Source organism: Bradyrhizobium sp. USDA 4354 (assembly GCF_054060315.1).
Map to the genome: position 1 here is coordinate 4,207,449 of NZ_JBSSDC010000001.1, position 22,502 is coordinate 4,229,950.

General features: G+C 63.6%; 20 protein-coding genes and 1 pseudogene. 15 read left to right on the forward strand and 6 right to left on the reverse strand.

What is annotated here, in order from left to right; all coding sequences use genetic code 11:
* Positions 1-56: 56 nt before the first annotated feature.
* Positions 57-1,175 (forward strand): cobalamin-independent methionine synthase II family protein, encoded by a 1,119-nt coding sequence (locus tag ACVIIV_RS19165; RefSeq protein ID WP_456745553.1) that lies wholly within the window; start codon positions 57-59, stop codon positions 1,173-1,175.
* Positions 1,176-1,387: 212 nt separating this feature from the next.
* On the opposite strand, the pseudogene ACVIIV_RS19170 reads toward ACVIIV_RS19165, so the two are convergent.
* Positions 1,388-1,744: pseudogene (locus ACVIIV_RS19170) on the reverse strand (caspase family protein); the annotation flags it as partial.
* 290 nt (positions 1,745-2,034) lie between these two features.
* Here ACVIIV_RS19170 and ACVIIV_RS19175 point away from each other — a divergent pair.
* The 9 genes from ACVIIV_RS19175 to ACVIIV_RS19215 all read left to right on the forward strand — a co-directional run bounded on the left by ACVIIV_RS19175 (position 2,035) and on the right by ACVIIV_RS19215 (position 11,116).
* On the forward strand, positions 2,035-3,390 hold the full coding sequence (locus ACVIIV_RS19175; RefSeq protein ID WP_456745554.1) for a hypothetical protein: 1,356 nt from the start codon (positions 2,035-2,037) through the stop codon (positions 3,388-3,390).
* 60 nt (positions 3,391-3,450) lie between these two features.
* Positions 3,451-4,647 carry a methionine adenosyltransferase gene (gene metK / locus ACVIIV_RS19180; protein ID WP_456745555.1) on the forward strand — a complete coding sequence of 399 codons (1,197 nt, stop codon included), beginning with the start codon at positions 3,451-3,453 and terminating at the stop codon, positions 4,645-4,647.
* Between the two features lie 122 nt (positions 4,648-4,769).
* Positions 4,770-6,191: an adenosylhomocysteinase gene (ahcY, locus tag ACVIIV_RS19185; protein ID WP_456745556.1), complete on the forward strand. Its 1,422-nt coding sequence runs from the start codon at positions 4,770-4,772 to the stop codon at positions 6,189-6,191.
* A gap of 160 nt (positions 6,192-6,351) precedes the next feature.
* Positions 6,352-7,809: a flavin-containing monooxygenase gene (locus tag ACVIIV_RS19190; RefSeq protein WP_456745557.1), complete on the forward strand. Its 1,458-nt coding sequence runs from the start codon at positions 6,352-6,354 to the stop codon at positions 7,807-7,809.
* Between the two features lie 142 nt (positions 7,810-7,951).
* Positions 7,952-8,608, forward strand: coding sequence for a nucleotide-binding protein (locus tag ACVIIV_RS19195; protein ID WP_456745558.1), 657 nt, complete (start codon positions 7,952-7,954; stop codon positions 8,606-8,608).
* Positions 8,577-9,245, forward strand: coding sequence for a phasin family protein (locus ACVIIV_RS19200; protein ID WP_456745559.1), 669 nt, complete (start codon positions 8,577-8,579; stop codon positions 9,243-9,245). Before ACVIIV_RS19195 ends, ACVIIV_RS19200 begins: the two co-directional genes overlap by 32 nt.
* A 180-nt stretch (positions 9,246-9,425) precedes the next feature.
* Positions 9,426-9,581, forward strand: coding sequence for a hypothetical protein (locus ACVIIV_RS19205; protein WP_014493894.1), 156 nt, complete (start codon positions 9,426-9,428; stop codon positions 9,579-9,581).
* Between the two features lie 134 nt (positions 9,582-9,715).
* Positions 9,716-10,645 (forward strand): aspartyl/asparaginyl beta-hydroxylase domain-containing protein, encoded by a 930-nt coding sequence (locus ACVIIV_RS19210; protein ID WP_456745560.1) that lies wholly within the window; start codon positions 9,716-9,718, stop codon positions 10,643-10,645.
* 12 nt (positions 10,646-10,657) lie between these two features.
* Positions 10,658-11,116: a YybH family protein gene (locus ACVIIV_RS19215; protein ID WP_456748774.1), complete on the forward strand. Its 459-nt coding sequence runs from the start codon at positions 10,658-10,660 to the stop codon at positions 11,114-11,116.
* 76 nt (positions 11,117-11,192) lie between these two features.
* Here ACVIIV_RS19215 and ACVIIV_RS19220 read toward each other — a convergent pair whose 3' ends face one another.
* The 3 genes from ACVIIV_RS19220 to galE all read right to left on the reverse strand — a co-directional run bounded on the left by ACVIIV_RS19220 (position 11,193) and on the right by galE (position 14,866).
* Positions 11,193-11,894, reverse strand: a complete 702-nt coding sequence (locus ACVIIV_RS19220) for a fumarylacetoacetate hydrolase family protein (protein ID WP_456745561.1) — start codon at positions 11,892-11,894, stop codon at positions 11,193-11,195.
* 37 nt (positions 11,895-11,931) lie between these two features.
* Positions 11,932-13,734 carry an ABC transporter ATP-binding protein gene (locus tag ACVIIV_RS19225; RefSeq protein WP_456745562.1) on the reverse strand — a complete coding sequence of 601 codons (1,803 nt, stop codon included), beginning with the start codon at positions 13,732-13,734 and terminating at the stop codon, positions 11,932-11,934.
* A gap of 118 nt (positions 13,735-13,852) precedes the next feature.
* The gene (galE, locus tag ACVIIV_RS19230; protein ID WP_456745563.1) at positions 13,853-14,866 is read right to left on the reverse strand and encodes a UDP-glucose 4-epimerase GalE; all 1,014 of its coding nucleotides are present in this window, start codon (positions 14,864-14,866) and stop codon (positions 13,853-13,855) included.
* A gap of 125 nt (positions 14,867-14,991) precedes the next feature.
* Between galE and ACVIIV_RS19235 the strand changes: the two genes are divergently transcribed.
* Positions 14,992-16,029 (forward strand): glycosyltransferase family 4 protein, encoded by a 1,038-nt coding sequence (locus tag ACVIIV_RS19235; RefSeq protein ID WP_456745564.1) that lies wholly within the window; start codon positions 14,992-14,994, stop codon positions 16,027-16,029.
* Between the two features lie 180 nt (positions 16,030-16,209).
* Here ACVIIV_RS19235 and ACVIIV_RS19240 read toward each other — a convergent pair whose 3' ends face one another.
* Entirely contained in the window at positions 16,210-16,614 is a 405-nt protein-coding gene (locus tag ACVIIV_RS19240) for a hypothetical protein (protein ID WP_456745565.1), read from the reverse strand.
* 194 nt (positions 16,615-16,808) lie between these two features.
* Between ACVIIV_RS19240 and ACVIIV_RS19245 the strand changes: the two genes are divergently transcribed.
* On the forward strand, positions 16,809-17,258 hold the full coding sequence (locus ACVIIV_RS19245) for a hypothetical protein (RefSeq protein ID WP_456745566.1): 450 nt from the start codon (positions 16,809-16,811) through the stop codon (positions 17,256-17,258).
* Positions 17,259-17,468: 210 nt separating this feature from the next.
* Here the strand turns inward: ACVIIV_RS19245 and waaF are convergent, their stop codons facing one another.
* The gene (waaF, locus tag ACVIIV_RS19250) at positions 17,469-18,557 is read right to left on the reverse strand and encodes a lipopolysaccharide heptosyltransferase II (protein WP_456745567.1); all 1,089 of its coding nucleotides are present in this window, start codon (positions 18,555-18,557) and stop codon (positions 17,469-17,471) included.
* Between the two features lie 173 nt (positions 18,558-18,730).
* On the opposite strand from waaF, the gene rfaD reads away from it, so the two are divergent.
* From rfaD to ACVIIV_RS19265, 3 genes are read left to right on the forward strand one after another with little or no spacing between them, the layout of a single operon-like run.
* Entirely contained in the window at positions 18,731-19,711 is a 981-nt protein-coding gene (gene rfaD / locus ACVIIV_RS19255; protein WP_456745568.1) for an ADP-glyceromanno-heptose 6-epimerase, read from the forward strand.
* 13 nt (positions 19,712-19,724) lie between these two features.
* Positions 19,725-21,209 (forward strand): D-glycero-beta-D-manno-heptose-7-phosphate kinase, encoded by a 1,485-nt coding sequence (rfaE1, locus tag ACVIIV_RS19260; RefSeq protein WP_456748775.1) that lies wholly within the window; start codon positions 19,725-19,727, stop codon positions 21,207-21,209.
* Positions 21,206-22,492, forward strand: coding sequence for an O-antigen ligase family protein (locus ACVIIV_RS19265; protein ID WP_456745569.1), 1,287 nt, complete (start codon positions 21,206-21,208; stop codon positions 22,490-22,492). Before rfaE1 ends, ACVIIV_RS19265 begins: the two co-directional genes overlap by 4 nt.
* Positions 22,493-22,502: the final 10 nt, after the last annotated feature.

Consider the following 22,502-nt stretch of genomic DNA (forward strand, 5'->3'; position numbering starts at 1 on the left):
CCGCTTGCGGGGAGAGGGAGTAGAAATTGCGCCGACTGAATTCGGGAGAAACAACAATGCAGCGAACCAAAGCCCCCTTCCGCGCCGACGAGGTCGGCAGCCTTCTGCGTCCAGCCAAGATCAAGGAAGCCCGCAGCCGTCTGGAGAAGGGCGAAATTTCGGCCGACGATCTGCGCAAGATTGAGGACATGGAAATCGAGAAGGTCGTGCACAAGCAGGCCTCGATCGGCCTGAAGCTTGCGACCGACGGCGAATTCCGCCGCTCCTGGTGGCATTTCGACTTCCTGGCCAAGCTCACCGGCTGCGAGCTGTTCCACCCCGACACCGGTATCCAGTTCACGGGCGTGCAGACCCGTCACGATGCGGTCCGCGTCATCGGCAAGCTCGACTTTCCCGACGACCACCCGATGCTGGACCACTTCCGCTTCCTGAAGAAGGTCGCCGATCAGGCCCACGTCACCGCCAAGATGACGATCCCGTCGCCGGCTGTGCTGCACTTCCGCGGCGGCCGCAAGTCGATCTCCAAGGACGTCTATCCCGATCTCGACGCCTTCTACGAGGATCTCGGCAAGACCTACCGCAAGGCGGTGAAGGCGTTCTACGACGCCGGCTGCCGCTATCTCCAGTTCGACGATACCGTCTGGGCCTATCTCTGCTCGCAGGACGAATTGCAGAAGGCGCGCGAGCGCGGCGACAATCCGGACGGCCTGCAGCAGATCTATGCCCGCATCATCAACTACGCGCTGGCCGAGAAGCCTGCCGACATGGTGGTGACGACGCATGTCTGCCGCGGCAATTTCCGCTCGACCTGGATTTCCTCGGGCGGATACGAGCCGGTGGCCGAGACACTGCTCGCCGGCACCAATTACGACGGTTACTTCCTGGAGTACGACAGCGACCGCGCCGGCGGATTCGAGCCGCTGCGCTTCCTGCCCAAGGGCAACAAGGTCGTCGTGGTCGGCGTCATCACCTCGAAGTTCGGCGAGCTCGAGAAGAAGGACGACATCAAGCGCCGCCTGCAAGAAGCCGCCAAGTTCGCGCCGCTGGAGCAGCTCGCACTCTCGCCGCAATGCGGCTTTGCCTCGACGGAGGAGGGCAACATCCTCTCCGAGGAAGAGCAGTGGGCGAAGCTGAGCCTTGCGGTGGAGATCGCGAAGGAAGTGTGGGGCAATTGAGGCCCGCAACTAGCCGAGCTCGTGTCCCGGACGCGCAGCAACGCTCTTAGCGTTGCTGCGCTGAGCCGGGACCCACCCTGCTATACTTGCCGCTCGGTGGCATGGGCCCCGGCTCTGCAGTGCACCGCTGAAGAAGCGCTGCGCTGCGTCCGGAGCGCGAGAGAACTTCACTTCTCCGCCAGATAGACCTCGCCCAGCAGCGACGAATTCGACTACGGCACCTGCTTGTTCTTCGTGGTCAAGACCACCTCGGCCCGCACCCGCGTCAGCATTTGCTGCACCTCCAGCCCGGGGGTGCCGATATGGCGCGAGAGAGCGGCGGAGAACGGCGAGTTGGCGCCTTCGCCGTCAAGCGCCACCTGGCCCGGCGCGGTCGCGAATGCGATCAGCGTGCCGGATGTCGCACCGGTGCCGAGACTCGTTGGCGCTGCGAGGCCCGAGGCACCCTCGATGCCGCGATTGTTTCCGGCAGATGCGACCTGCTGCGCCATCGGGTTGTTGCTGCAGGCATCGAAGATCAAAATGTTGGTGCGGACCTGGTCGTCGAGGCCGGCCATGATCGTGTCCATGGCCTGGTTGGCCTTGCTGCCGGCGTCGGAGGCCACGATCGCCAGCGTCGCCTCGTAGTCCTCAAGGGCGTGGGCGTAGTCGCCCTTGGCCTCATAGGCCAGCGCGCGACGAGAAGGCGACGCATGGCGATGGTCTCATGCGAGAGGAGAAGCGCTTGTTTGTTGTCTGGCGAGGCGCAGGGGGTCACGGCTCCCCGGGGGGCATGCGGCGCCCGCATATGCTATTCCCTGAGTGGGCAGAATTTGCTAAGACGTAGGACCCAACTGGCCTGCCCAACATTTTCCCACTCATGAAAAACGACGAAATCCTGAGCCAGATCACCGAGTTCTGCCGCAAGGCGGACATGGCGGAATCGACCTTCGGCCGGCGTGCGGTGAATGATGGGAAGCTGGTGCATCGCCTGCGCGAGGGAAAGCGTATCACCATCGACACGCTGGAGCGGATCCAGGCCTATATTGCTGCATCGACGACGGGCGGCCTGCCGCCGCCGCGGGGGCTTCAGGTGCCGCCGGAGAAGCGAGACCCGCGCGGCAATTTCCGTTTCTTCGAGAATCGCCAAAAATACCTGCTGTTCGTCCATACCTGCAGCGAAAAGCGGGTGATCGCGGACCGGGTCGCGCTGGAGCTTGCCTCCATCCATCCGCGCCCGCCGGCGCTGCGCCTGTTCGACGCGGGTGTCGGCGACGGCACGGTGCTGGCGCGGGTGCTGCGCGCAACGCACCAGCGCTTTCCGCACATGCCCTTCTATGTCGCGGGCAAGGAGCTCAGCCTCGAGGACCTGCGGCTGACGCTGGAGAAGGTCCCGGACCGCATTTTCGAGCATCCGGCGTCGGTATTCGTCTTCACCAACATGTTTTACGCGGAGGCGCCCTGGCTCACGCCGGCGTCGCCTGCTGCGGCGGCTGCCACTGTCTGGCACGAGGTGCCGCTCCGCGGCGCTTCATCGGGCGAGTTCGAGCAGCAGATCGCGGAGCTGAGGCCGTTTTTGGAGCAGAACTGGCGCGCTGCGATCAGCCCACGCACGGCCATGCCGCTCTACGAGCGGCCCGTCGTCCTCGTGCTCTATCGCGAAGACCATAGATTCCTGTTGGATTCGACCATTCCGCGGCCGGGTCAGACCGAAGCCAATTTCGACCTCGTTATCGCATCCCAGCCCTACCGCGCGCTGTCCTCGGTCAATTTCCGAGCCAAGCGGATCATTGCGCCCCTGGCGCGGGCGCTTCGGCCGGGCGGCAGGCTGATCGGAATCCACTCCCATGGCCAGGATCCGGGCATGGAAATGATCCGGGCGATCTGGCCCGGAGAAAATCCTTTCTCAGTCAGCCGTCATGAGCTACTGCGTGCAGTTAAGTATGAACTTGGATCGGTGGGCCGCGACTTAAATTTTAATGCCTACGCGGATAACCGTTCGATCTTCAGGTATGATATGGAAGCGCTGCCCAACGAGGTCACCGGCACCATCGGTACCTCGACGGCCTTTGCAGCGTGGAATGCGGCGGTGTATGTCGCTCAGATTGAGGACGACCGGTTGACGGAAATGACTCAAAACGGCCGCACTCTGGATGCCGCCAGGGACGTGCTGCGAAAGTACAATGGGCTCTGGTTTCTCGACGAATCCTACGTCATCTCGCGTCGGCGTGATTGACATCATCAAGAGTAAACATCGCAAACGCCCGCCGGCTAGCGGCGGAACAAGGGGTTACTGATGCGCGCGTCCTATCTCTTCACCAGCGAGTCCGTGTCCGAGGGCCATCCGGACAAGGTCTGTGACCGGATCTCCGATGAGATCGTCGATCTGTTCTATCGTGAAGGGCCGAAGGCGGGCATCGATCCCTGGCAGATCCGCGCCGCCTGCGAGACGCTCGCGACCACCAACAAGGTGGTGATCGCCGGTGAGACCCGCGGTCCGAAGTCGGTCACCAACGAGCAGATCGAGGGCGTCGTCCGCGGCGCGATCAAGGACATCGGCTACGAGCAGGAAGGCTTCCACTGGAAGACCTGCGACATCGAAATCCTGCTGCACCCGCAGTCGGCCGACATCGCCCAGGGCGTCGACGCGCTGCAGCCGGGCGAGGTCAAGGAAGAGGGCGCGGGCGACCAGGGCATCATGTTCGGTTACGCCACCAACGAGACGCCCGATCTGATGCCGGCTCCGATCTTCTACGCCCACAAGATCCTGCGCCTGATCTCCGAAGCCCGTCACTCCGGCAAAGAGAAAGTGCTCGGTCCGGATTCCAAGAGCCAGGTCACCGTGCAGTACGAGAACGGCAAGCCGGTCGGCGTGCGCGAGATCGTGGTTTCGCACCAGCATCTGATCGAGGACCTCACCTCCAAGCAGGTGCGCGACATCGTCGAGCCCTATGTGCGCGAGGCGCTGCCGAAGGACTGGATCACGCCGAAGACGATCTGGCACATCAACCCGACCGGCAAGTTCTACATCGGCGGTCCCGACGGCGATTCCGGCCTGACCGGCCGCAAGATCATCGTCGACACCTATGGCGGCGCGGCCCCGCATGGCGGCGGTGCGTTCTCCGGCAAGGATCCGACCAAGGTCGACCGCTCCGCGGCCTATGCCGCGCGCTACGTCGCCAAGAACATCGTTGCCGCCGGTCTTGCCGACCGCTGCACGCTGCAGCTCGCCTACGCCATCGGCGTCGCGCGCCCGCTGTCGATCTACATCGACACCCACGGCACCGGCAAGGTGCCGGAGGACCAGCTCGAGAAGGCGGCGGCGCAGGCGATGGATCTCACGCCCCGCGGCATCCGCACCCATCTCGACCTCAACCGTCCGATCTACGCGCGCACTTCGGCCTACGGCCATTTCGGCCGCACGCCCGACAACGAGGGCGGCTTCTCCTGGGAGAAGACCGACCTCGTCGAGCAGCTCAAGCGCGCGCTCTAGTTCTCTTGCGTCATTCCGGGGTGCCGCGACAGCGGCGACCCCGGAATCTCGAACCTCAGGATTCCGGGTTCGCTCGTTTCACCAGCGCCCCGGAATGACGAGTCAACAAACAGGAACCTCCAATGAACGCGAAGCCCGGCTTCACCGATTACATCGTCAAGGACATTTCGCTCGCCGATTTCGGCCGCAAGGAGATCTCGCTCGCCGAGACCGAGATGCCCGGTTTGATGGCCACCCGCGAGGAGTTCGGCCCGAAGCAGCCGCTGAAGGGCGCGCGCATCGCCGGCTCCCTGCACATGACCATCCAGACCGCGGTGCTGATCGAGACGCTCGCCGCCCTCGGTGCCGACATCCGCTGGGTCTCCTGCAACATCTATTCGACCCAGGACCACGCCGCGGCCGCGATCGCCGCCGCCGGCATTCCCGTCTTCGCCGTCAAGGGCGAAACGCTGACCGAATACTGGGACTACACCGCAAAGCTGTTCGACTGGCATGGCGGCGGCACGCCGAACATGATCCTCGATGACGGCGGCGATGCCACCATGCTGGTGCATGCCGGCGTCCGCGCCGAGAACGGCGATACCGCCTTCCTCGACAAGCCGGGCTCCGAGGAAGAGGAGATCTTCTACGCGCTGATCAAGCGCCTGCTGAAGGAGAAGCCGAAGGGCTATTTCGGCGAGATCGCCAAGAACATCAAGGGCGTTTCGGAAGAGACCACCACGGGCGTGCACCGCCTCTATGAGATGGCCAACAAGGGCACGCTCCTGTTCCCCGCCATCAACGTCAACGACAGCGTCACCAAGTCGAAGTTCGACAACCTCTATGGCTGCCGTGAATCGCTGGTCGACGGCATCCGCCGCGGCACCGACGTGATGCTGTCGGGCAAGGTCGCGATGGTCGCCGGCTTCGGCGACGTCGGCAAGGGCTCGGCGGCTTCACTACGCCAGGCCGGCTGCCGCGTCATGGTGTCGGAAGTCGATCCGATCTGCGCGCTGCAGGCCGCGATGGAAGGCTACGAGGTCGTGACCATGGAAGACGCCGCGCCCCGCGCCGACATCTTCGTCACCGCGACCGGCAACAAGGACATCATCACCATCGAGCACATGCGCGCGATGAAGGATCGCGCCATCGTCTGCAACATCGGTCACTTCGACAACGAGATCCAGATCGCGTCGCTGCGCAATCTGAAGTGGACCAACATCAAGCCGCAGGTCGACGAGATCGAATTCCCCGACAAGCACCGCATCATCATGCTGTCGGAAGGCCGCCTCGTGAACCTCGGCAACGCGATGGGCCATCCGTCCTTCGTGATGTCGGCGTCCTTCACCAACCAGACGCTGGCGCAGATCGAACTGTTCGCCAACAACAAGGACGGCAAGTACGAGAAGAAGGTCTACGTGCTGCCCAAGACGCTCGACGAGAAGGTCGCCCGCCTGCACCTCGCCAAGATCGGCGTCAAGCTCACCGAGCTGCGCAAGGACCAGGCCGACTATATCGGCGTGAAGCAGGAAGGCCCGTACAAGAGCGATCACTACCGCTACTGAGCCACCGGTTCGACCGACCATCGATGCGAAGCCCCGGAGCGATCCGGGGCTTTGTCGTTTCAGCGCATGGAATTCAACTCGCTTTGCAGTTGCGGCACGGCTGATTGCCAATTGACGGCCAGCGGCGGCGGGCGGACAATCCTCGCTAGCGGAGGAAACCATGCAAGAACATTTCGACGTCCTCATCGTCGGTGCCGGCCTGTCCGGCATCGGCGCGGGCTATCATTTGCAGACCAAGTGTCCGGCCAAGCGCTATGTCATCCTGGAGGGGCGTGACTGCATCGGCGGCACCTGGGACCTGTTCCGCTATCCCGGCATCCGCTCCGACAGCGACATGTTCACGCTCGGCTATTCGTTCAAGCCGTGGACCGATCCGAAGGCGATCGCCGATGGGCAGCAGATCCTGAACTATGTCCGCGAGACTGCAGCCGAGAATGGCATCGACAAGCACATCCGCTATCATCACCGCGTCAAGCGCGCGGCGTGGTCGACGTCGGATGCGCGCTGGACCGTCGAGGCCGAGCGCACCACGGGTGAGGGCGTAACCGAGCTCGTGCGCTTCTCCTGCAATTTCCTGTTCATGTGCTCGGGCTATTACAAGTACGAAGCTGGCTACACGCCGGAGTTCAAGGGCGCGGCGGATTTCGCCGGCCGCATCGTGCATCCGCAGAAGTGGACCGAGGACATCGACTACGCGGGCAAGCGTGTCGTCGTAATAGGCTCGGGCGCCACAGCGGTGACGCTGGTGCCGGAGCTCGCCAAGAAGGCTGCGCACGTCACCATGCTGCAGCGCTCGCCGACCTATGTGGTATCGCGGCCGGCGCAGGATCCCCTCGCCAACAAATTGCGACGCAATCTGCCGGCGCGGCTCGCCTATCACCTGATCCGCTGGCGCAACGTGATGTGGGGGATGTTCTTCTTCCAGCTCAGCCGGCGCCGACCGGCCAAGGTGAAGGACCTCATTCTCAAGGGCGTGAAAATCGCGCTCGGCCCCGACTACGACGTCGCCACCCATTTCACGCCGCGCTACAATCCCTGGGACCAGCGGCTGTGCCTCGTTCCCGACGGCGATTTGTTCAAGGCGATCCGCGAGCAGCGCGCCGCCGTCGTCACCAGCGAGATCGACACCTTTACGCGCGACGGTATCCGCCTCGAGGATGGACGCGAGCTTGCCGCCGATATCATCGTGACGGCGACGGGGCTGGTGCTCCAGGTCGTCGGCGGCCTCGAGGTCAGCGTCGATGGCCGCGCCGTCAATTTCGCCGATGCCCTGACCTACAAGGGCATGATGTATGCCGACGTGCCGAACATGGCCTCTGCCTTCGGCTACACCAACGCATCCTGGACGCTGAAATGCGATCTCACCTGCGAATACGTCTGCCGGCTCATCAACTACATGGACCGGCATAATTTCCGCCAGTGCGTGCCGCACAATGCCGACCCGGAGGTCACCCTCCAGCCCTCGCTCGATTTCACCTCGGGCTACGTGCAGCGCTCGATTGCGAAGATGCCGAAGCAGGGCTCAAAGCGGCCCTGGCGGCTGTACCAGAATTACGCGCTCGACATCGTCTCGTTGCGCTTCGGCCGGATCGACGATGGTGTGATGAAGTATTCCTGATCGCCGTATATTGTCGGGGGAACCCGCCGATCGCTTGAGCCGAACCGCGACTTGAAGTAGTATTGTTGCGTCGCATGCAATTTACTTCCGACAGCGCCTGAGTTCCGCGTCGCTGGCATTGATGGGAGCGCGGGACGTGCACGTGCTTGCTCTGGTCACGCAAAAAGGCGGAAGCGGCAAGAGTACGCTGGCTGTCGGGCTTGCGGTGGCCGCAATGGAACGCGAGGAGCGAGTCGCTCTCATCGAGGCGGACGCGCAGGGCACCATCTCGAGATGGAAGGAGCGTCGCGAGAATTGCTTTCCCCTTGTCGAGTGCGTTGCCGATCCGGCGGAGATCGAGCCGGTGCTATCTCGGCTCCAGGTTGAAGGGATTCGGCTCGCGATCATCGACACGGCCGCCACGAATAACGCCTTGGCGATGCGTGCCATCAGCAATGCCGACCTCTGTCTCATTCCGGCGCGTCCGAGCCTGGCCGATATCGAAGCCGCCATTCCTACGCTGTTGGCCATTCGCAGGGGTAACCGCCGATTTGCCTTCATCCTCAATCAGACGCCCACGCGGGGGTGCCGCCTGAGTGAAGCTGCCACGTCGCTCAACTCGCTTGGCGTGCTTGCTCTCCCCTTCATCGGACAGCGCAACGACCACCAGGATGCTTTGGGGGTAGGCTTGGGCGTTACCGAGTTTGCACCGGAGGGAAAAGCCTCGGACGAGATCGTCGGGCTGTGGCGGTGGATTTCGGAGCACATCTTCACGGAGTCGAATCGTTATGGGCAAAGCGCAGTCGAGACAGCCTGCTGATGGGGTGCGCGCCAGACGTCGGTCGCTGGTGGATCTGACTGCGGTCGTGAGTCGTACCATCGACGAGAGCCTTTTGGGGACGCCGCCGAATCCGGTCGCCATCCCAGCGGGCGATGGACACCGGAGCGAGCGGGCGGCCAAGAGGCCTGCTCGAAAGACGCCAGCTCGAAAGATGTCTGCTCGAAAGATGCCTGCGGATACGACCATTCCCGCGGTAATCGACAGCGCCGGGACCTGCCCGTCTACCAAGGTGGAGTTGCCTTCGACGCAATTCCAAAGTGCCGGCAACACCTCCGCGCTTGCCGTGGAGATCGCCAACGCGATGCAGGCGCGTGCTCTCGAGGCAATGAAGTTAGGCGTGCATACAGCGTTCGAATATACGAAGGATATTGCCACTCCGGAAAGTGACGTCCTGGACGGAGCTGCCGCCGAGTGCCACGCTGTCGTGCTCGAATTGATGAAAGTGAATGCAGGCGCGACGCTGCAGTATGCGCGCGAGTTGAGCCGCGTGAGAACGCTCTCGCAGTGGATCGAGTTGTCGAGTTCACATGTGCGAAAGCAGTGTGAGTTGGTGCGACAGCAGGCCGAATTGCTGAAATCATTGACACACAATGCGAGAATGTCCGGCGCCGAATAGCGCGCATCGGAATCAGGATATCATCGCGGGTGGGGGCGAGCGGTGCGTCCGGCCCACCAGTGTTATTGCGTATTTGGCCGCCCGTCTGAATCGGCCATCCTGCCCGACGGTTAACGCCGGATTAACGGCTGAGTCCTAGCCTGTACCGGCCGGGTTACTCGCAAGGCCGAGGTGAGCCTAATGGAAGCCCAGAAAATCGCGGTCGATGCTGTCGTCGCGCTGACCGATTGCGACCGCGACGCCGTTATCGCCTTCATCCGCCGACTCTACCTGGCCGGCGTCACCGATCCCAAGCGGCTGACGTTCAAGGGCCTTCAGGCGCTGTCGCGGGCCTGATTCGGGCCCGGTTTGGCCCCAAGTTCCATCCCCTTGCTCTCTCCGGCGTGATTGCAACCCACAGGTGAATATCTTGCTGCTCGGGCCGGGTCGGGCTACACGACACCCCGGCTGGGTCACTTGGGATTGGGGAAATGTTGAAACAGCTTTTTGCGCCGCAACTCGTCATTCTTTATGTGCTGGCGGCCTCGACGATCTACGTTCACTTCCGCGGCAAGCAGCGGCTGCGCTTCGCGCGCCAGCTCGGCGATCACTCGACCTATCTCGCACCGTACAATGTGCTGATGTATGCGGGGTCGGCGGTCCCAAACAAGCCGGTGATCTCGGTCGATCAGTTTCCCGAGCTGAAGCCGCTCAGCGAGAACTGGGAGACCATTCGCGACGAAGCCGTGCGCCTGTTCGACGAAGGTTTCATCCGCGCCGCCGCCAAGAACAACGATTGGGGCTTCTATTCCTTCTTCAAGAGCGGCTGGAAGCGCTTTTACCTGAAATGGTACGACGACTTCCTGCCCTCGGCGCGCACGCTGTGCCCGAAGACGGTGGAGCTCTTGAACGCGATCCCGAGCGTGCACGGCGCGATGTTCGCGATGCTGCCCCCGGGCGGCAAGCTCGGGGCGCATCGCGATCCCTTCGCGGGCTCCCTGCGCTATCATCTCGGCCTGGTCACGCCGAATTCGAACAAGTGTCGGATTCTCGTCGACGGCGTCGAATGCGTCTGGCGCGACGGCGAAGCCTTCATGTTCGACGAGACCTTCATCCACAGCGCCGAGAACGCGACCGACGTCAACCGCATCATCCTGTTCTGCGACGTCGAGCGCCCGATGAAGTTCGGCTTCATGACCGCGATCAACCGCTGGGTCAGCCATCACATTGTCAAGGCGTCGGCGACCCAGAACGTCGACGGCGAGAATGTCGGCGTGCTCAACAAGGTGTTCGGCAAGCTCTACGAGATCCATCTCGCCAGCCGCAAGGTCAAGGAGTGGAACCGCAACATCTACTACACGCTGAAATACTCGCTGACGGCGCTGATCCTCGGACTGATCGTGCTGTCGGCGCTGCGGTGAATGATCCAGGCAATGGCGCCCTTGCCGATCGCTAACGCAGAGATCACGCAGTTCTTCCGCAACTGGCTGGAGACCTTCGCGGGCTATGTCCGCGAGGTCGACTACGCTTCGGCGCGGCCACTCTTCCATCCCGACGTGCTTGCCTTCGGCACGCACAACGATGTCATTCCCGGCCTCGATCAATGGGTCAAGACGCAATGGGACAACGTCTGGCCTAAGACGAGTGACTTTCGTTTCGTCCTCGAGCAGACCTCTGTTCTGGCGTCCGCCGATGGCGCGATGGCGACTGTGATCGCGCCGTGGACGAGCACGGGCTATCACTCCGATGGTAGCGCGTTTCCGCGACCGGGCCGGGCGACGATGGTGTTTTCAAGAAATGGCGATGGATGGCTGTGCGTGCATTCGCACATGTCGCTCAATCGCGGCGTGCCGCAGGCGAGCCATGCCAATCGGTCGGTGAAGGCCTGGTAGATCGGCTTCCTTCGCGATCGACATGCAAAGGCCCCGGACCTGTCCGGGGCCTTTCGATTTCGAGATGTTCTGCGGCTTATTCCGGCTGCCCGATGCTCACCTTCAGCGTGCCGACGCCGTCGACGCCGCATTCGAGCTTGTCGCCGGGTTGGAGCTGCGACACGCCGGCGGGCGTGCCCGTCATGATGATGTCGCCGGCGGCGAGCTTCACCTGCTGCGAGAGCTGCCAGATGATCTCGGGCACGTTCCAGATCAGTTCGGTGAGGTCGCCCTTCTGCGCTTCCTTGCCGTTGACCGTCAGCCAGATCTTGCCTTTGGAGGGGTGGCCGATCTTCGAAGCCGGCTGCAGCGCGGAGCAGGGCGCGGAATAGTCGAACGACTTGCCGATCTCCCACGGGCGCTCCTTCTTGCGCGAGGCGATCTGCAGGTCGCGGCGGGTGAGGTCGATGCCGACGGCGTAGCCGTAGACGTGGTCCAGCGCCTTGTCGGCGGGAATGTTCAGACCACCGCTTTTCATCGCGACGATCAGCTCGACCTCGTGATGCAGATCCTTGGTCAGCGGCGGATAGGGGATGGTGGCGCCATCGGGCACCAGCATGTCGGCGTGCTTGGCGAAGAAGAACGGCGGGGCGCGCTCGTCATTGCCCATCTCGCGGATGTGCTCGAGATAGTTGCGGCCGACGCACCAGATGCGGCGCACCGGATAACGGCCGCTCTCGCCGACGACGGGAAGCGAAGCCTGGGGCGGAAGCGGGATGACGTAGGAGGCGGCGTTCATGTAGCGGTCTCGCTGCTCTTGAGGTTGATGAGGAACTCTATGCTGTTGCGCTGATCGGCGCCAGAGCGCCGGCGTCGCGATGTTGCAGGCGGAAGAACGAGGCGTAGCGGCCGCCGCGGCGGAGCAGCTCGTCATGGCGGCCCTGCTCGACGATCTCGCCGCCTTCGACCACCAGGATGCTGTCTGCGTGCATGATGGTGTGCAGGCGGTGCGCGATCACGATGGTGGTGCGGTTCTGGCAGAGATGCTCGATCGCCTCCTGCACCTGCCGCTCGGATTCGGAATCGAGCGCGGCGGTGGCTTCGTCCAAGAGGATGATCGGCGCGTTCTTGAGCAGCGCGCGCGCGACCGCAATGCGCTGGCGCTGGCCGCCGGAGAGCTGCGTGCCGTGCTCACCGACCGGCGTGTCGTAGCCGAGCGGGAAGCCCATGATGAAGTCATGCGCGCAGGCCGCCTTCGCAGCCTCGATGATCTCGTCCTCGCTTGCGCCCGGCTTGCCGAAGGCGATGTTGTTGCGGATGGTGTCGCGGAACAGATAGACGTCCTGGCCGACATAGGCGGTCTGCGCCCGCAGCGATTTGCGCGAGACCGACGAGATCGACTGGCCGTCGATCACGATGTCGCCCTGTGTCACTTCGTAGAAGCGCAGCAGCAGCGCCAGCACGGTCGACTTGCCGCCGCCGGACGGGCCGACCAGCGCGGTGACCTTGCCCGGCTCGGCTGTGAAGCTCATGCGGTTGAGCACGGTCTCGCCCGAGCGATAGGCGAAGCTGACGTCGCGCAGCTCGATGCGGGCATCGGAGAGCTTCAGCGCCGGCTTGTCGTCGTCGGACTGCTCGCTCGCCGGGCTGTCGACGACTTCGAGCAGCATGCGCGCGCCGACCAGCTGGCTGTTGAGGTCGATGTTGAGCCGGGCCAGCCGCTTGGCGGGCTCAGTCGCCATCAGGAACGCAGTCATGAAGGAGAAGAACGCGCCGGGCGTGGCGTTGAGCGCGACCACTGCGTAGCCGCCATACATCAGGCAGCCGGCGACGGCGAAGCCGCCGAGCATCTCCATCAGCGGATTGGAGCGGTTGGCGACGCGGGCCATCTTGTTGGCGTTGCGCTCGACGATCGCGATGTTCTCGTCGATGCGCTTCTGCATGGTGTCTTCGAGCGTGAAGGCCTTGACGGTGCGGATGCCCTGCAGCGATTCCTGCATCGTCTCCATGATGTCGGCGGTGCCGGTGAACTGGTTATAGGCGAGGCCCTTGATGCGCTTGACCAGCTTGCGCAGCACCAGCATCGCCGGCGGCACCGCGACGAGGCCGATGAACGACATCAGCGGATCCTGCCACACCATCACGCCGATCATGGCGAGCAGCATCAGGAGGTCGCGCCCGATGGCGTTGACCAGCATGTTGAGGACATCGGTGATGGATTTCGCGCCGGCCGTCAGCCGCGCCAGGAACTCGGACGAATGTCGCTCGGAGAAGAAGCCGACGCTCTCGCGCATCAGCTTGGCGAACAGCTGGCGCTGGTTGGTGGCGAGGATGGCGTTGCTGATCTTGGTCAGGATCACCATGTGGCCGTAGGTCGCCACGCCCTTGATGAAGAGCAGCGCGACCGTCAGCCCTGAGAACATCGCGATGCCCGGGATGTTCTTGTCGACATAGGCCTGGTTGATGACCTGGCCAAGCACATAGGTTGCGCCCGCGGTCGATCCGGCGGCAAGCGCCATCAGCGCGAAGGCAACGAGGTAGCGCCGCCAGTAGACGACGCCCTGTTCCGTGACCAGGCGGCGAATCAGGACCGCTGCCGCGTAGGGATCGTCGGTGATTTTCTTTGGAAACTGGGCCATCCGGTGTCCATTGACGGCGCAGGACAAATCCTGCCCGCGCGTCAGGGATCGATGGGCCTCTGTGCCCGCTCAAGCCGGGTTTTTCAAGTCCAATTAAGGGCTTGCGCTTGGGATGATTCTAGGCCGAGGCAGCGTGGCGGAGCTCGCCGTGGCGCTCGCGGAACAGCTTGTCCTCCCAGGCCAGCGCATGGGCCGCGATGGTCTCAAGGTCCTCGTATTGCGGCCGCCAGTCGAGCAGGCTGCGGATGCGGCTGGTGTCGGCGACCATGGTCATGATGTCGCCGGGCCGGCGCGGGGCGTATTGCACGGCGAAGCTGCGGCCCGACACCCGGCGCACCGCGTCGATGGTCTCCAGCACCGAATAGCCGCGGCCATAGCCGCAATTGAGCGTCGTCGAGGCACCGCCATTGCGCAAATAGGCCAGCGCCGAGCGATGCGCCTGCGAGAGGTCCGTGACGTGGATGAAGTCGCGGATGCAGCTGCCGTCCGGGGTCGGATAGTCGGTGCCGAACACGTCGATCTTGGCGCGTTGGCCGGTGGCGGCCTCCACCGCGATCTTGAGCAGATGTGTGGCGCCGACGGTGGCGAGCCCAATGCGCGCCTGCGGATCAGCGCCGGCGACGTTGAAGTAACGCAAGGTCACATATCGCATGCCGTAGGCGGCGGCGACGTCGTGCAGCATGATCTCGGTCATCAGCTTCGACGAGCCATAAGGCGACAGCGGCCGCGTCGGCGCGTGCTCGGGCACCGGCACCTGGTCCGGATTGCCGTAGACCGCGGCGGTCGAGGAGAAGATGAAGCGGCCGATGCCGCGCTTGACTGCGACGTTGAGCAGGTTGCGCGCGGTCATGAAGTTGTTGCGGTAGTAGCCGAGCGGATCGCGCATCGAGTCCGGCACGACGACCGAGCCTGCGAAATGGATGATGCTCTCGACATCGTGCTGGGCGATCACGCCTTCGAGCAGGTTTTCATCGCCGGCATCGCCGATGAACAGCGGCACGCCTTCGGGCAGGTAAGCGGAGAAACCGGTGGAGAGATCGTCGATCACGACGACGTCCTCGCCGGCTTCCGCCAGCGCCAGGACCGTGTGACTTCCGATGTAGCCGGCACCGCCGGTGACTAGCACAGTCATGATCTCACCCGTCTTCGATCAACGCGCAAACTAGCGCTTGCGTGGTGAAGAGGGGGTATCGGCGCGGCTGAACTGGTCACTATGCTTAATGTTGCGTATAGGGGGCCTGCTAAACGGAGCGTGACGTGGCCAATCCCCCCGATGATCTCGAAGTGATCGTGCCAAATCTGCACAGGCGCTATTCCGGGGTCACCGCGACCAACCGGATGGTGGCGCCGCGGCTGGCAAAGCTGTTTCGCGCGGCCTGGTTCGGCTCGGACGCGCCGGAGGGGATCGCGCGCCTCGGCGTTGCCGATTTTCTGAAACTGTGGGGTCGCAGGCGGCCCGTGATCTGGCATGCGCGCCGCAACAACGAGATGATCGCGGGCGTCGTGTTGCGCGCGCTTGGCTGGCCGCTCAAGCTCGTGTTTACCTCGGCGGCGCAGCGGCATCACAGCTGGATCACGCGCTGGCTGATCCGGCGCATGGATGCGATCATCGCGACATCAGATCTCTCGGCCTCGTTCCTGAAGGTGAAGGCGACGGTAATCCCGCACGGCGTCGACACCGACATCTATGCGCCGCCGATCGATCGCACTGCTGCCTTCGCGGAAGCCGCGTTGCCGGGCCGTTACGCCATCGGTTGCTTCGGCCGCGTGCGGGCGCAGAAGGGCACCGATGTGTTCGTCGATGCGATGTGCCGCTTGCTGCCGCGCTATCCTGACTTCACCGCCGTCATCGTCGGTCAGGTCACGCCCGAGCAAACTCCTTTTGCCAATGACCTGAAGAAGCGCATCGAAGCAGCCAACCTGCAATCGCGCATCGTCATCACCGGCGAACTGCCGATCGAAGCGGTGCAGCGCTGGTATCAGCGCCTGACGATCTACGCCTTCACGTCACGCAACGAAGGCTTTGGCCTGACGCTGATCGAGGCGATGGCGGCCGGCAGCGCGCTGGTCGCCGCACGCGCCGGCGCGGCGGAGCTTGTCGTCGAAGATGGCGTCACTGGCGTGCTGATCCCGACGGGAGATGCCGACGCACTGGTCGCCGCGCTCGAGCCGCTGATGCGCGATGTGGCCGCGGCGACCGCAATGGGTGAGCGCGGGCGGGCGCGGGTGCTCGAGAAGTTCAGCCTCGATGCCGAGGCGGCGCGCATCGGCGCGGTCTACTGGTCGCTGCTCTGAACGTCGGTTTTCGCCATCGCGACAAAAAAACTCGCAAAACAACCCCATGCACAGTAGCCGGGGATAACGGAATCAACGGCTTGGCGACCGGTGCGGTCTCTTGCGGATTTTGCGAAGTCGATTTGACCCGTCGGGCAAAACAGTGCTAGACAGGTATCGTCCCAAAAGCTCGGTTGTGTCTTAGCTTGAATTTTGACGCGGTTGGCCGAGCCAAAGCCTCATGCAGGCAAACGCGAACGCTCCGGCCAAAATCCCGAAGAACCCACCATCTGTGCCAATGCCAGTATAGAGCCGGTCGCCAATCAGGCCGCCGAAGATGGCGCTGGCTAACAGCCCGAAAACCCAAATCCCAAACGTGCGCATTGCCGCTCCCTTGCGAAGCTTACCGCTAAGCACTCGGCTAAAGAATGCCAAGAGGCGCGAAAAGCGCCGTTGAGCGGTGCAGCCGTCATGGTCGGCACCACCGGCGAGATTGAGGATTTGACGGAGGATGCGCAAGAGCGGCGTCGCCGCAGCGCCCGGGATGGGCGGGAAGGCTGGGGCCGATGGAATGCCCGCTTGAAAGAGGCGGGAAATTGCCTCCAAGAACCAGTCAAAATTCGTCGAGCCCGTGCCGTCATCGGTTTCGGACTTTGTTTTTGCCGGGTGGAGCCGGCCACAAGCGTCAAACCTGAAGGAGAGCTATACCGCCTTTAGTTGTTCTAGTGGCCAACTTCTAGTAGCAATAATGTGACACTCCTATTAGGCGTAAATCATTCCCGATAACTTGTTACTAACAGTTGTTGACTTATATGGCAACAGTAGAGGATGCTTTACGAGGGGCCGGGCTGGAGCTCTATGAACTCCCTGATTGGGAAACCAGGCAACCAATCCGGCAGCTTTGGATAGAGCCCTCTTTTTGGAACTGGTTTGATACCGATCCCCTGCATGATGAAGATCTCAAGATTGGTGGCAAAACCATTGGAGAGCACATTGAACAAATGTTTTGTGATCTGCGCTGCTCCGAGAGACCTGGCGGCGGCGATCTGAAAAGAATGCGCCCGACCAATAAGGGCGTTTGGAAATTTCATCCTGCTGGGGCGCGCCTTTACGGATGGGCCGCCAAAGAAGAATGCATGGTCGTCGTCACCGGTGCACTGGAAGCCGAAACTAAGGACAAGACACGTGCAGATGTGAACGACCAAAGGTGCCCGGCTCGTTCCGGAGGTTATCGATATACTATCGTTTGAAACTCCCGTTGGATCAGGATGCGAACGAACGAATTTTCGTCGACATTGAATTTGATGATGGCGTAAGCGACGCGCAAATTGAAGATGACGAAGGCCTTCCGAAAGAAAACTTGGAGCGCGCCATATTAAGGGCGAAGGAGCGGAAGGCACCCTATGTTGAAATCAAGGCAAGACTACGCGTGGATGGATTCCCCATAGGCCTTTCACCACTTACGTCTTTGCCCTCGCCCCCGCCTCCCCCAACACCCTCTGCGCGATCCCCACCACCTCCGCCGCCGCAATATCCCGCATGCAGCGGTGGTCGTTCATCTTGCAGATCGTGCTCTGGCAGGGCTGGCAGGACAGCACGCTCTTGTCCTGGACCACGGTGGCCGCGAGGCCGTTCAGCGGGGCCCAGAGGTAGGGGCTGGTGGGACCGAAGATGCCCATGGTCGGCGTGCCCAGGGCGGCTGCGATGTGCATCAGGCCGGAATCGTTGGAGATCGCAACGCCCGCCGCGGCCATGGCGAGGACGCCGTTGCGCAAATCATTGCCGGTGAGATCGCGCACCCCTGGGCCGCCAGCGGTCCCCGGGCCGCCGGCGGCGACGATCTCCTGGGCAAGACCCTTCTCGGCGGGGCCGCCGACCACCCAGACCTCGAGGCCGCGCTCGACCAGCAAGCGGGCGGCCTCCGGATAATAGGTCCAGCGCTTGGAGACGCCGACCGAGCCGGGGGCGAGCGCCACCGCCGCGCCAGCGCTGAGGCCATTGGCCTGGCGCCAGCGGGCGACCTCCTCGGCCGGGACCCGCAGTTGCGGCACCGGCCATTCCGCCGGCAGGGGCGCGCCGTCGGGCTGGGCCAGGGCGGCGTTCTTGTCGATGAAGCGGGGCAGCTTCTTCTCACCCCAGCGCCAGCGGTTGAGCAGCCCGAACCGGAACTCGCCGACGAAGCCGACCCGTTCAGGAATACCGGCCAGCGCAGGCGCGATGGCGGCCTTCCAGGTCCGGGGCAGCACCAGGGCGGTGCCGTAGCTCCGTTTCCGAATGAGTTCTGCCAGGCCGAGCTGCCGGCCCACGGCCAGCCGACTGCGCGGCATGTCCCAGACGATGCCAGCGCGCACGCCGGGCATGTAATCGACCAGCGGGGCGCACAGCGACGTGGTGAGGAGATCGACCGGCCGATTCGGCCAGCGCTCCGTCAGGACCCGCACCACGGTGTGATTCCGGACGAAATCGCCGATCCACATGTAGGGAATGATCAGGATCGGGCGTGTGTCGTCCCGATCTGCATCTCCACTAAGTTGCGAATCTTGATTCATTCGTTAATAGGACCGAAGGCGAGCTGATGTGGCGGTTCGGTTAGCCGCTCCGGGCCGGGACGTAAAGCAGGGAGAGCGCGAGTCCAGAAAGCGCCTGCCCAAAATGCTTACACTTTGGCAGATGATGCGCTACGGCAGGGTCGGGCCTTAAGAAAATCGGGCAGGTAGGTGGAATGTTGCTGGTGACCGGCGGGGCCGGTTTTATCGGATCGAATGTCGTGGCCGCGCTGAACGAGGCCGGCCGTAGCGACGTCGTGGTCTGCGACCTGCTCGGCACCGAGGGCAAGTGGCGCAATCTCGCCAAGCGGCAGCTTGTGGATATCGTTCCCCCGGCCGAGCTGCTCGACTGGCTGAAGGGGCGCAAGCTAGACGCCATGATCCATCTCGGGGCGATTTCCGCAACCACAGCGACCGACGGCGACCTCGTCATCGAGACCAATTTCCGCCTGTCGATGCGCCTTCTGGACTGGTGCACGATGAACGCGGTGCCGTTCATCTATGCATCCTCGGCGGCGACCTATGGCGACGGCATGGAAGGCTTTGACGACGACGCCTCTTTGCCGGCGCTGAAGAAACTGCGGCCGATGAATCTCTACGGCTGGAGCAAGCACCTGTTCGACCTCGCCGTCGCCGAGCGCGTTGCGCGCGGCGACCGGCTCCCGCCGCAATGGGCCGGCCTGAAATTCTTCAACGTGTTTGGCCCGAACGAGTACCACAAGGGCTCGATGATGAGCGTGCTGGCGCGGCGCTTCGATGACGTGAGGGCTGGCCGCATCGTGCAGCTGTTCAAGTCGCATCGCGAGGGCATCGAGCACGGCGACCAGCGCCGCGATTTCATCTATGTCGACGACGTCGTGCGCGTCATCATGTGGCTGTTGGCGACTCCGTCGGTGTCCGGCCTGTTCAACGTCGGCACCGGCAAGGCGCGCAGCTTCAAGGACCTCATGCTGGCTGCCTATGCGGCGCTCGGCACCAGGCCCAACATCGAATACATCGACATGCCCGAGCAGATTCGCGACAGCTACCAGTATTTCACCCAGAGCGAGGTCGATCGTCTGCTCCGCGCCGGCTATAACGGCGGCTTCACGACGCTCGAGGACGCGGTGAAGGCCTATGTCGGGGATTATCTCGACCGGCCCGATCGCTTTCGCTGAGGCCCTTTGGACCATGCCGACGCCCATTCTCGATTTCGATGCCCTCGCGCAAGCCATCTCAGGCCGCACGGTGCTCTGCATCGGCGACATCATGCTGGACGAGTTCGTCTATGGCGAGGTGTCGCGGATCTCGCCGGAAGCGCCGGCGCCTGTCATCGCCGCCCAGCGCAGCGAGATCCACATCGGTGGCGCGGGCAACGTCGCGCGCAATATCGCTTCGCTAGGCGCGCGCTGCATCTTCGTCGGTCTCGTCGGCGAGGACGAGGCCGGTGCACGGCTCAAGGCGGCGCTCAATGAGCAAGCCCGGATCGAAGGCGTGCTGGTGTGCGACCCCTCGCGGCCGACCACGCGAAAAGTCCGTTTCGTCTCCGAGCATTTTTCCACGCACATGCTGCGCGCGGATTGGGAGCAGGCGCTGCCTGCGTCCGATGACGTCGAAACGAAATTGATCGACGCGATCCTGCCGCAGATCGCGCGCGCCGACATCGTGCTGCTGTCCGACTACGCCAAGGGCGTGCTGACGGCGCGCGTGATCCGCCACACCATCGATGCCGCGCGAAAGCTCGGCAAGCCCGTGATCGTGGATCCCAAGAGCCTGAACTGGGCGATCTATCGCGGCGCCACGCTGCTCACGCCCAACCGCAAGGAATTTGCGGAAGCGACCCGCAGCCGCGCGGAGACGGTGCAGAGCATCGTCGAGGCCAGCGAGGACGTGATGCGGCTCGCCGATTGCGAGGCGATCCTGGTCACGCAGGGCGAGCACGGCATGACGCTGGTGCCGCGCAATGGCGGGGCCGTACACGTTCCGGCTTTCCCGGTGAAGGTGCGCGACGTCTCCGGGGCCGGTGACACCGTCGCCGCCGCCCTCGCGGTGTCGCTGGCGGCCGGCGCGGACTGGGATACGGCGCTGCGCGTGGCCAATGCCGCCGCCGCCGTCGCTGTCGGCAAGCAGGGCACCGCCAGCGTGAACACGGCCGAGCTGCGGCGGAAGATCCTGCCGCATGCCACTCTTGCGGCCGAGGAAAAGATCGTGCTCGATCCGGCAGCGCTCGATGCGCAGCTCGCCGAATGGAAGAGGCAGGGTCACCGCGTCGGCTTTACCAATGGCTGTTTCGACATCCTCCATCCCGGTCACGTCAAGGTGCTGACCGCGGCGCGCGCCGCCTGCGACCGCCTGATCGTGGGGCTCAACAGCGATGCCTCGGTGCGGCGGCTGAAGGGCGCCGATCGTCCGGTGCAGGACGAGCGCGCGCGTGCCGAGGTGCTCGCGGCGCTCGAGGCCGTCGATCTCGTCGTCATCTTCGCGGAGGACACGCCGATCGACCTGATCACCCGGATCAAGCCCGGTGTGCTGGTGAAGGGCGGCGACTACACCCGCGAGCAGGTCGTCGGCCACGAGGTCGTCGAAGCCGCGGGCGGAACGGTCGTGCTGGTCGACATTCTCCAGGGCTTCAGCACGACGGCGCTGGTTCATCGCGCGCGGGGAGGCGGCAAGTGACGGCGCTTGCCCGCGAGACCCCCGGCCAGATGTTGCGGCGGCGCCTGCGCAGTCCGGCGGCCTGGCGTGAGACGGTCGATCTGTTTGCGATCCTGACCGCGGCCTCGCTGCCCTGGTCGACATCGCTTGCGGGGATCTTCAACGCGCTGATGCTGCTCTGCATGGTGCCGTTCCTGGATTTGCGCGACTTCCTGCAGTCCTTGAAGCGTCCGATCTGCATTGCGCCGATCGCGCTGGTCGTTCTCGCGCTGCTAGGGACGCTGTGGTCGGATGCCCCGTGGGGCGCGCGCTTCTATGCGGTCAATCCGACCATCAAGCTGCTCGTGTTGCCGGTCCTGCTCTATCATTTCGAGCGCTCGCCGCGCGGCCGGTGGGTCTTCGTCGCCTTCCTCGTATCCTGCGCGCTGTTGTCGGTGATGTCGTGGCTGGTCGCCTTCTACCCGCACCTCGCGCTCAAGACCGATCCGGCCGAACGCGGCATCTTCGTCAAGAACTACATCGACCAGAGCCAGGAATTCACGCTTTGCGCGGTCGCGCTTGCCTATCCGATCGTGACGCTGGTGCGCGAGAAGCGCTACTGGTTCGCCGGGCTGCTTGCGGCGCTTGCGCTGAGCTTCTTCATCAATATGACGTTCGTGGTGGTGTCACGCACCGCGCTCGTCACCATTCCGATCATGTTCGGCGTGTTCGCGCTGCTTCACCTCAAATGGCGCAGTATCGCACTCATCTCCGTTGCTTTGCTCGTCGGCGCCGTTCTCGCCTGGCAGGCCTCGCCGCAATTGCGCCATACCGCCGAGAGGTTCTCCGACGACTACACGCGTTACATGGAAAAGGGCGAGCCGAGCTCGCTGGGCCTGCGGCTCGAATTCTGGCGGAAGTCGCTCGGCTTCTTCGCGGAGGCGCCGATCGCAGGGCACGGCACCGGCTCCACGCGCGGATTGTTCGAGCGCGTCGCGACGCCCGCCGGTCAGTACAAGGCCTCCGCCGAAGTGATCGGCAACCCGCACAATCAGACGCTGAACGTTGCGGTGCAATGGGGCGTGATCGGCGTCGCAGTCCTCTACGCGATCTGGATCCTGCATCTGCTGTTGTTCCGGGGCGACGGGCTTGCCAACTGGATCGGGCTCCTGGTCGTGGTGCAGAACGTCTTCACCTCGCTGTTCAACTCGCATTTGTTCGATTTCCACGAGGGCTGGATGTACGTCATCGGCGTCGGCGTGGCCGGCGGCATGGTGATCCGGGCACAACAGGCCGGGGCGAAGATGGGGGAAGGCGGTCCCTGAGCGGTCGCGC

Excerpts from the sequence above, each read along its gene's own strand:
- ACVIIV_RS19165 (WP_456745553.1), top strand. The coding sequence starts at position 57 with ATGCAGCGAACCAAAGCCCCCTTCCGCGCCGACGAGGTCGGCAGCCTT.
- ACVIIV_RS19175 (WP_456745554.1), top strand. The coding sequence starts at position 2,035 with ATGAAAAACGACGAAATCCTGAGCCAGATCACCGAGTTCTGCCGCAAG.
- metK (WP_456745555.1), top strand. The coding sequence starts at position 3,451 with ATGCGCGCGTCCTATCTCTTCACCAGCGAGTCCGTGTCCGAGGGCCAT.
- ahcY (WP_456745556.1), top strand. The coding sequence starts at position 4,770 with ATGAACGCGAAGCCCGGCTTCACCGATTACATCGTCAAGGACATTTCG.
- ACVIIV_RS19190 (WP_456745557.1), top strand. The coding sequence starts at position 6,352 with ATGCAAGAACATTTCGACGTCCTCATCGTCGGTGCCGGCCTGTCCGGC.
- ACVIIV_RS19200 (WP_456745559.1), top strand. The coding sequence starts at position 8,577 with ATGGGCAAAGCGCAGTCGAGACAGCCTGCTGATGGGGTGCGCGCCAGA.
- ACVIIV_RS19205 (WP_014493894.1), top strand. The coding sequence starts at position 9,426 with ATGGAAGCCCAGAAAATCGCGGTCGATGCTGTCGTCGCGCTGACCGAT.
- ACVIIV_RS19210 (WP_456745560.1), top strand. The coding sequence starts at position 9,716 with ATGTTGAAACAGCTTTTTGCGCCGCAACTCGTCATTCTTTATGTGCTG.
- ACVIIV_RS19215 (WP_456748774.1), top strand. The coding sequence starts at position 10,658 with ATGGCGCCCTTGCCGATCGCTAACGCAGAGATCACGCAGTTCTTCCGC.
- ACVIIV_RS19220 (WP_456745561.1), bottom strand. The coding sequence starts at position 11,894 with ATGAACGCCGCCTCCTACGTCATCCCGCTTCCGCCCCAGGCTTCGCTT.
- ACVIIV_RS19225 (WP_456745562.1), bottom strand. The coding sequence starts at position 13,734 with ATGGCCCAGTTTCCAAAGAAAATCACCGACGATCCCTACGCGGCAGCG.
- galE (WP_456745563.1), bottom strand. The coding sequence starts at position 14,866 with ATGACTGTGCTAGTCACCGGCGGTGCCGGCTACATCGGAAGTCACACG.
- waaF (WP_456745567.1), bottom strand. The coding sequence starts at position 18,557 with ATGAATCAAGATTCGCAACTTAGTGGAGATGCAGATCGGGACGACACA.
- rfaD (WP_456745568.1), top strand. The coding sequence starts at position 18,731 with ATGTTGCTGGTGACCGGCGGGGCCGGTTTTATCGGATCGAATGTCGTG.
- rfaE1 (WP_456748775.1), top strand. The coding sequence starts at position 19,725 with ATGCCGACGCCCATTCTCGATTTCGATGCCCTCGCGCAAGCCATCTCA.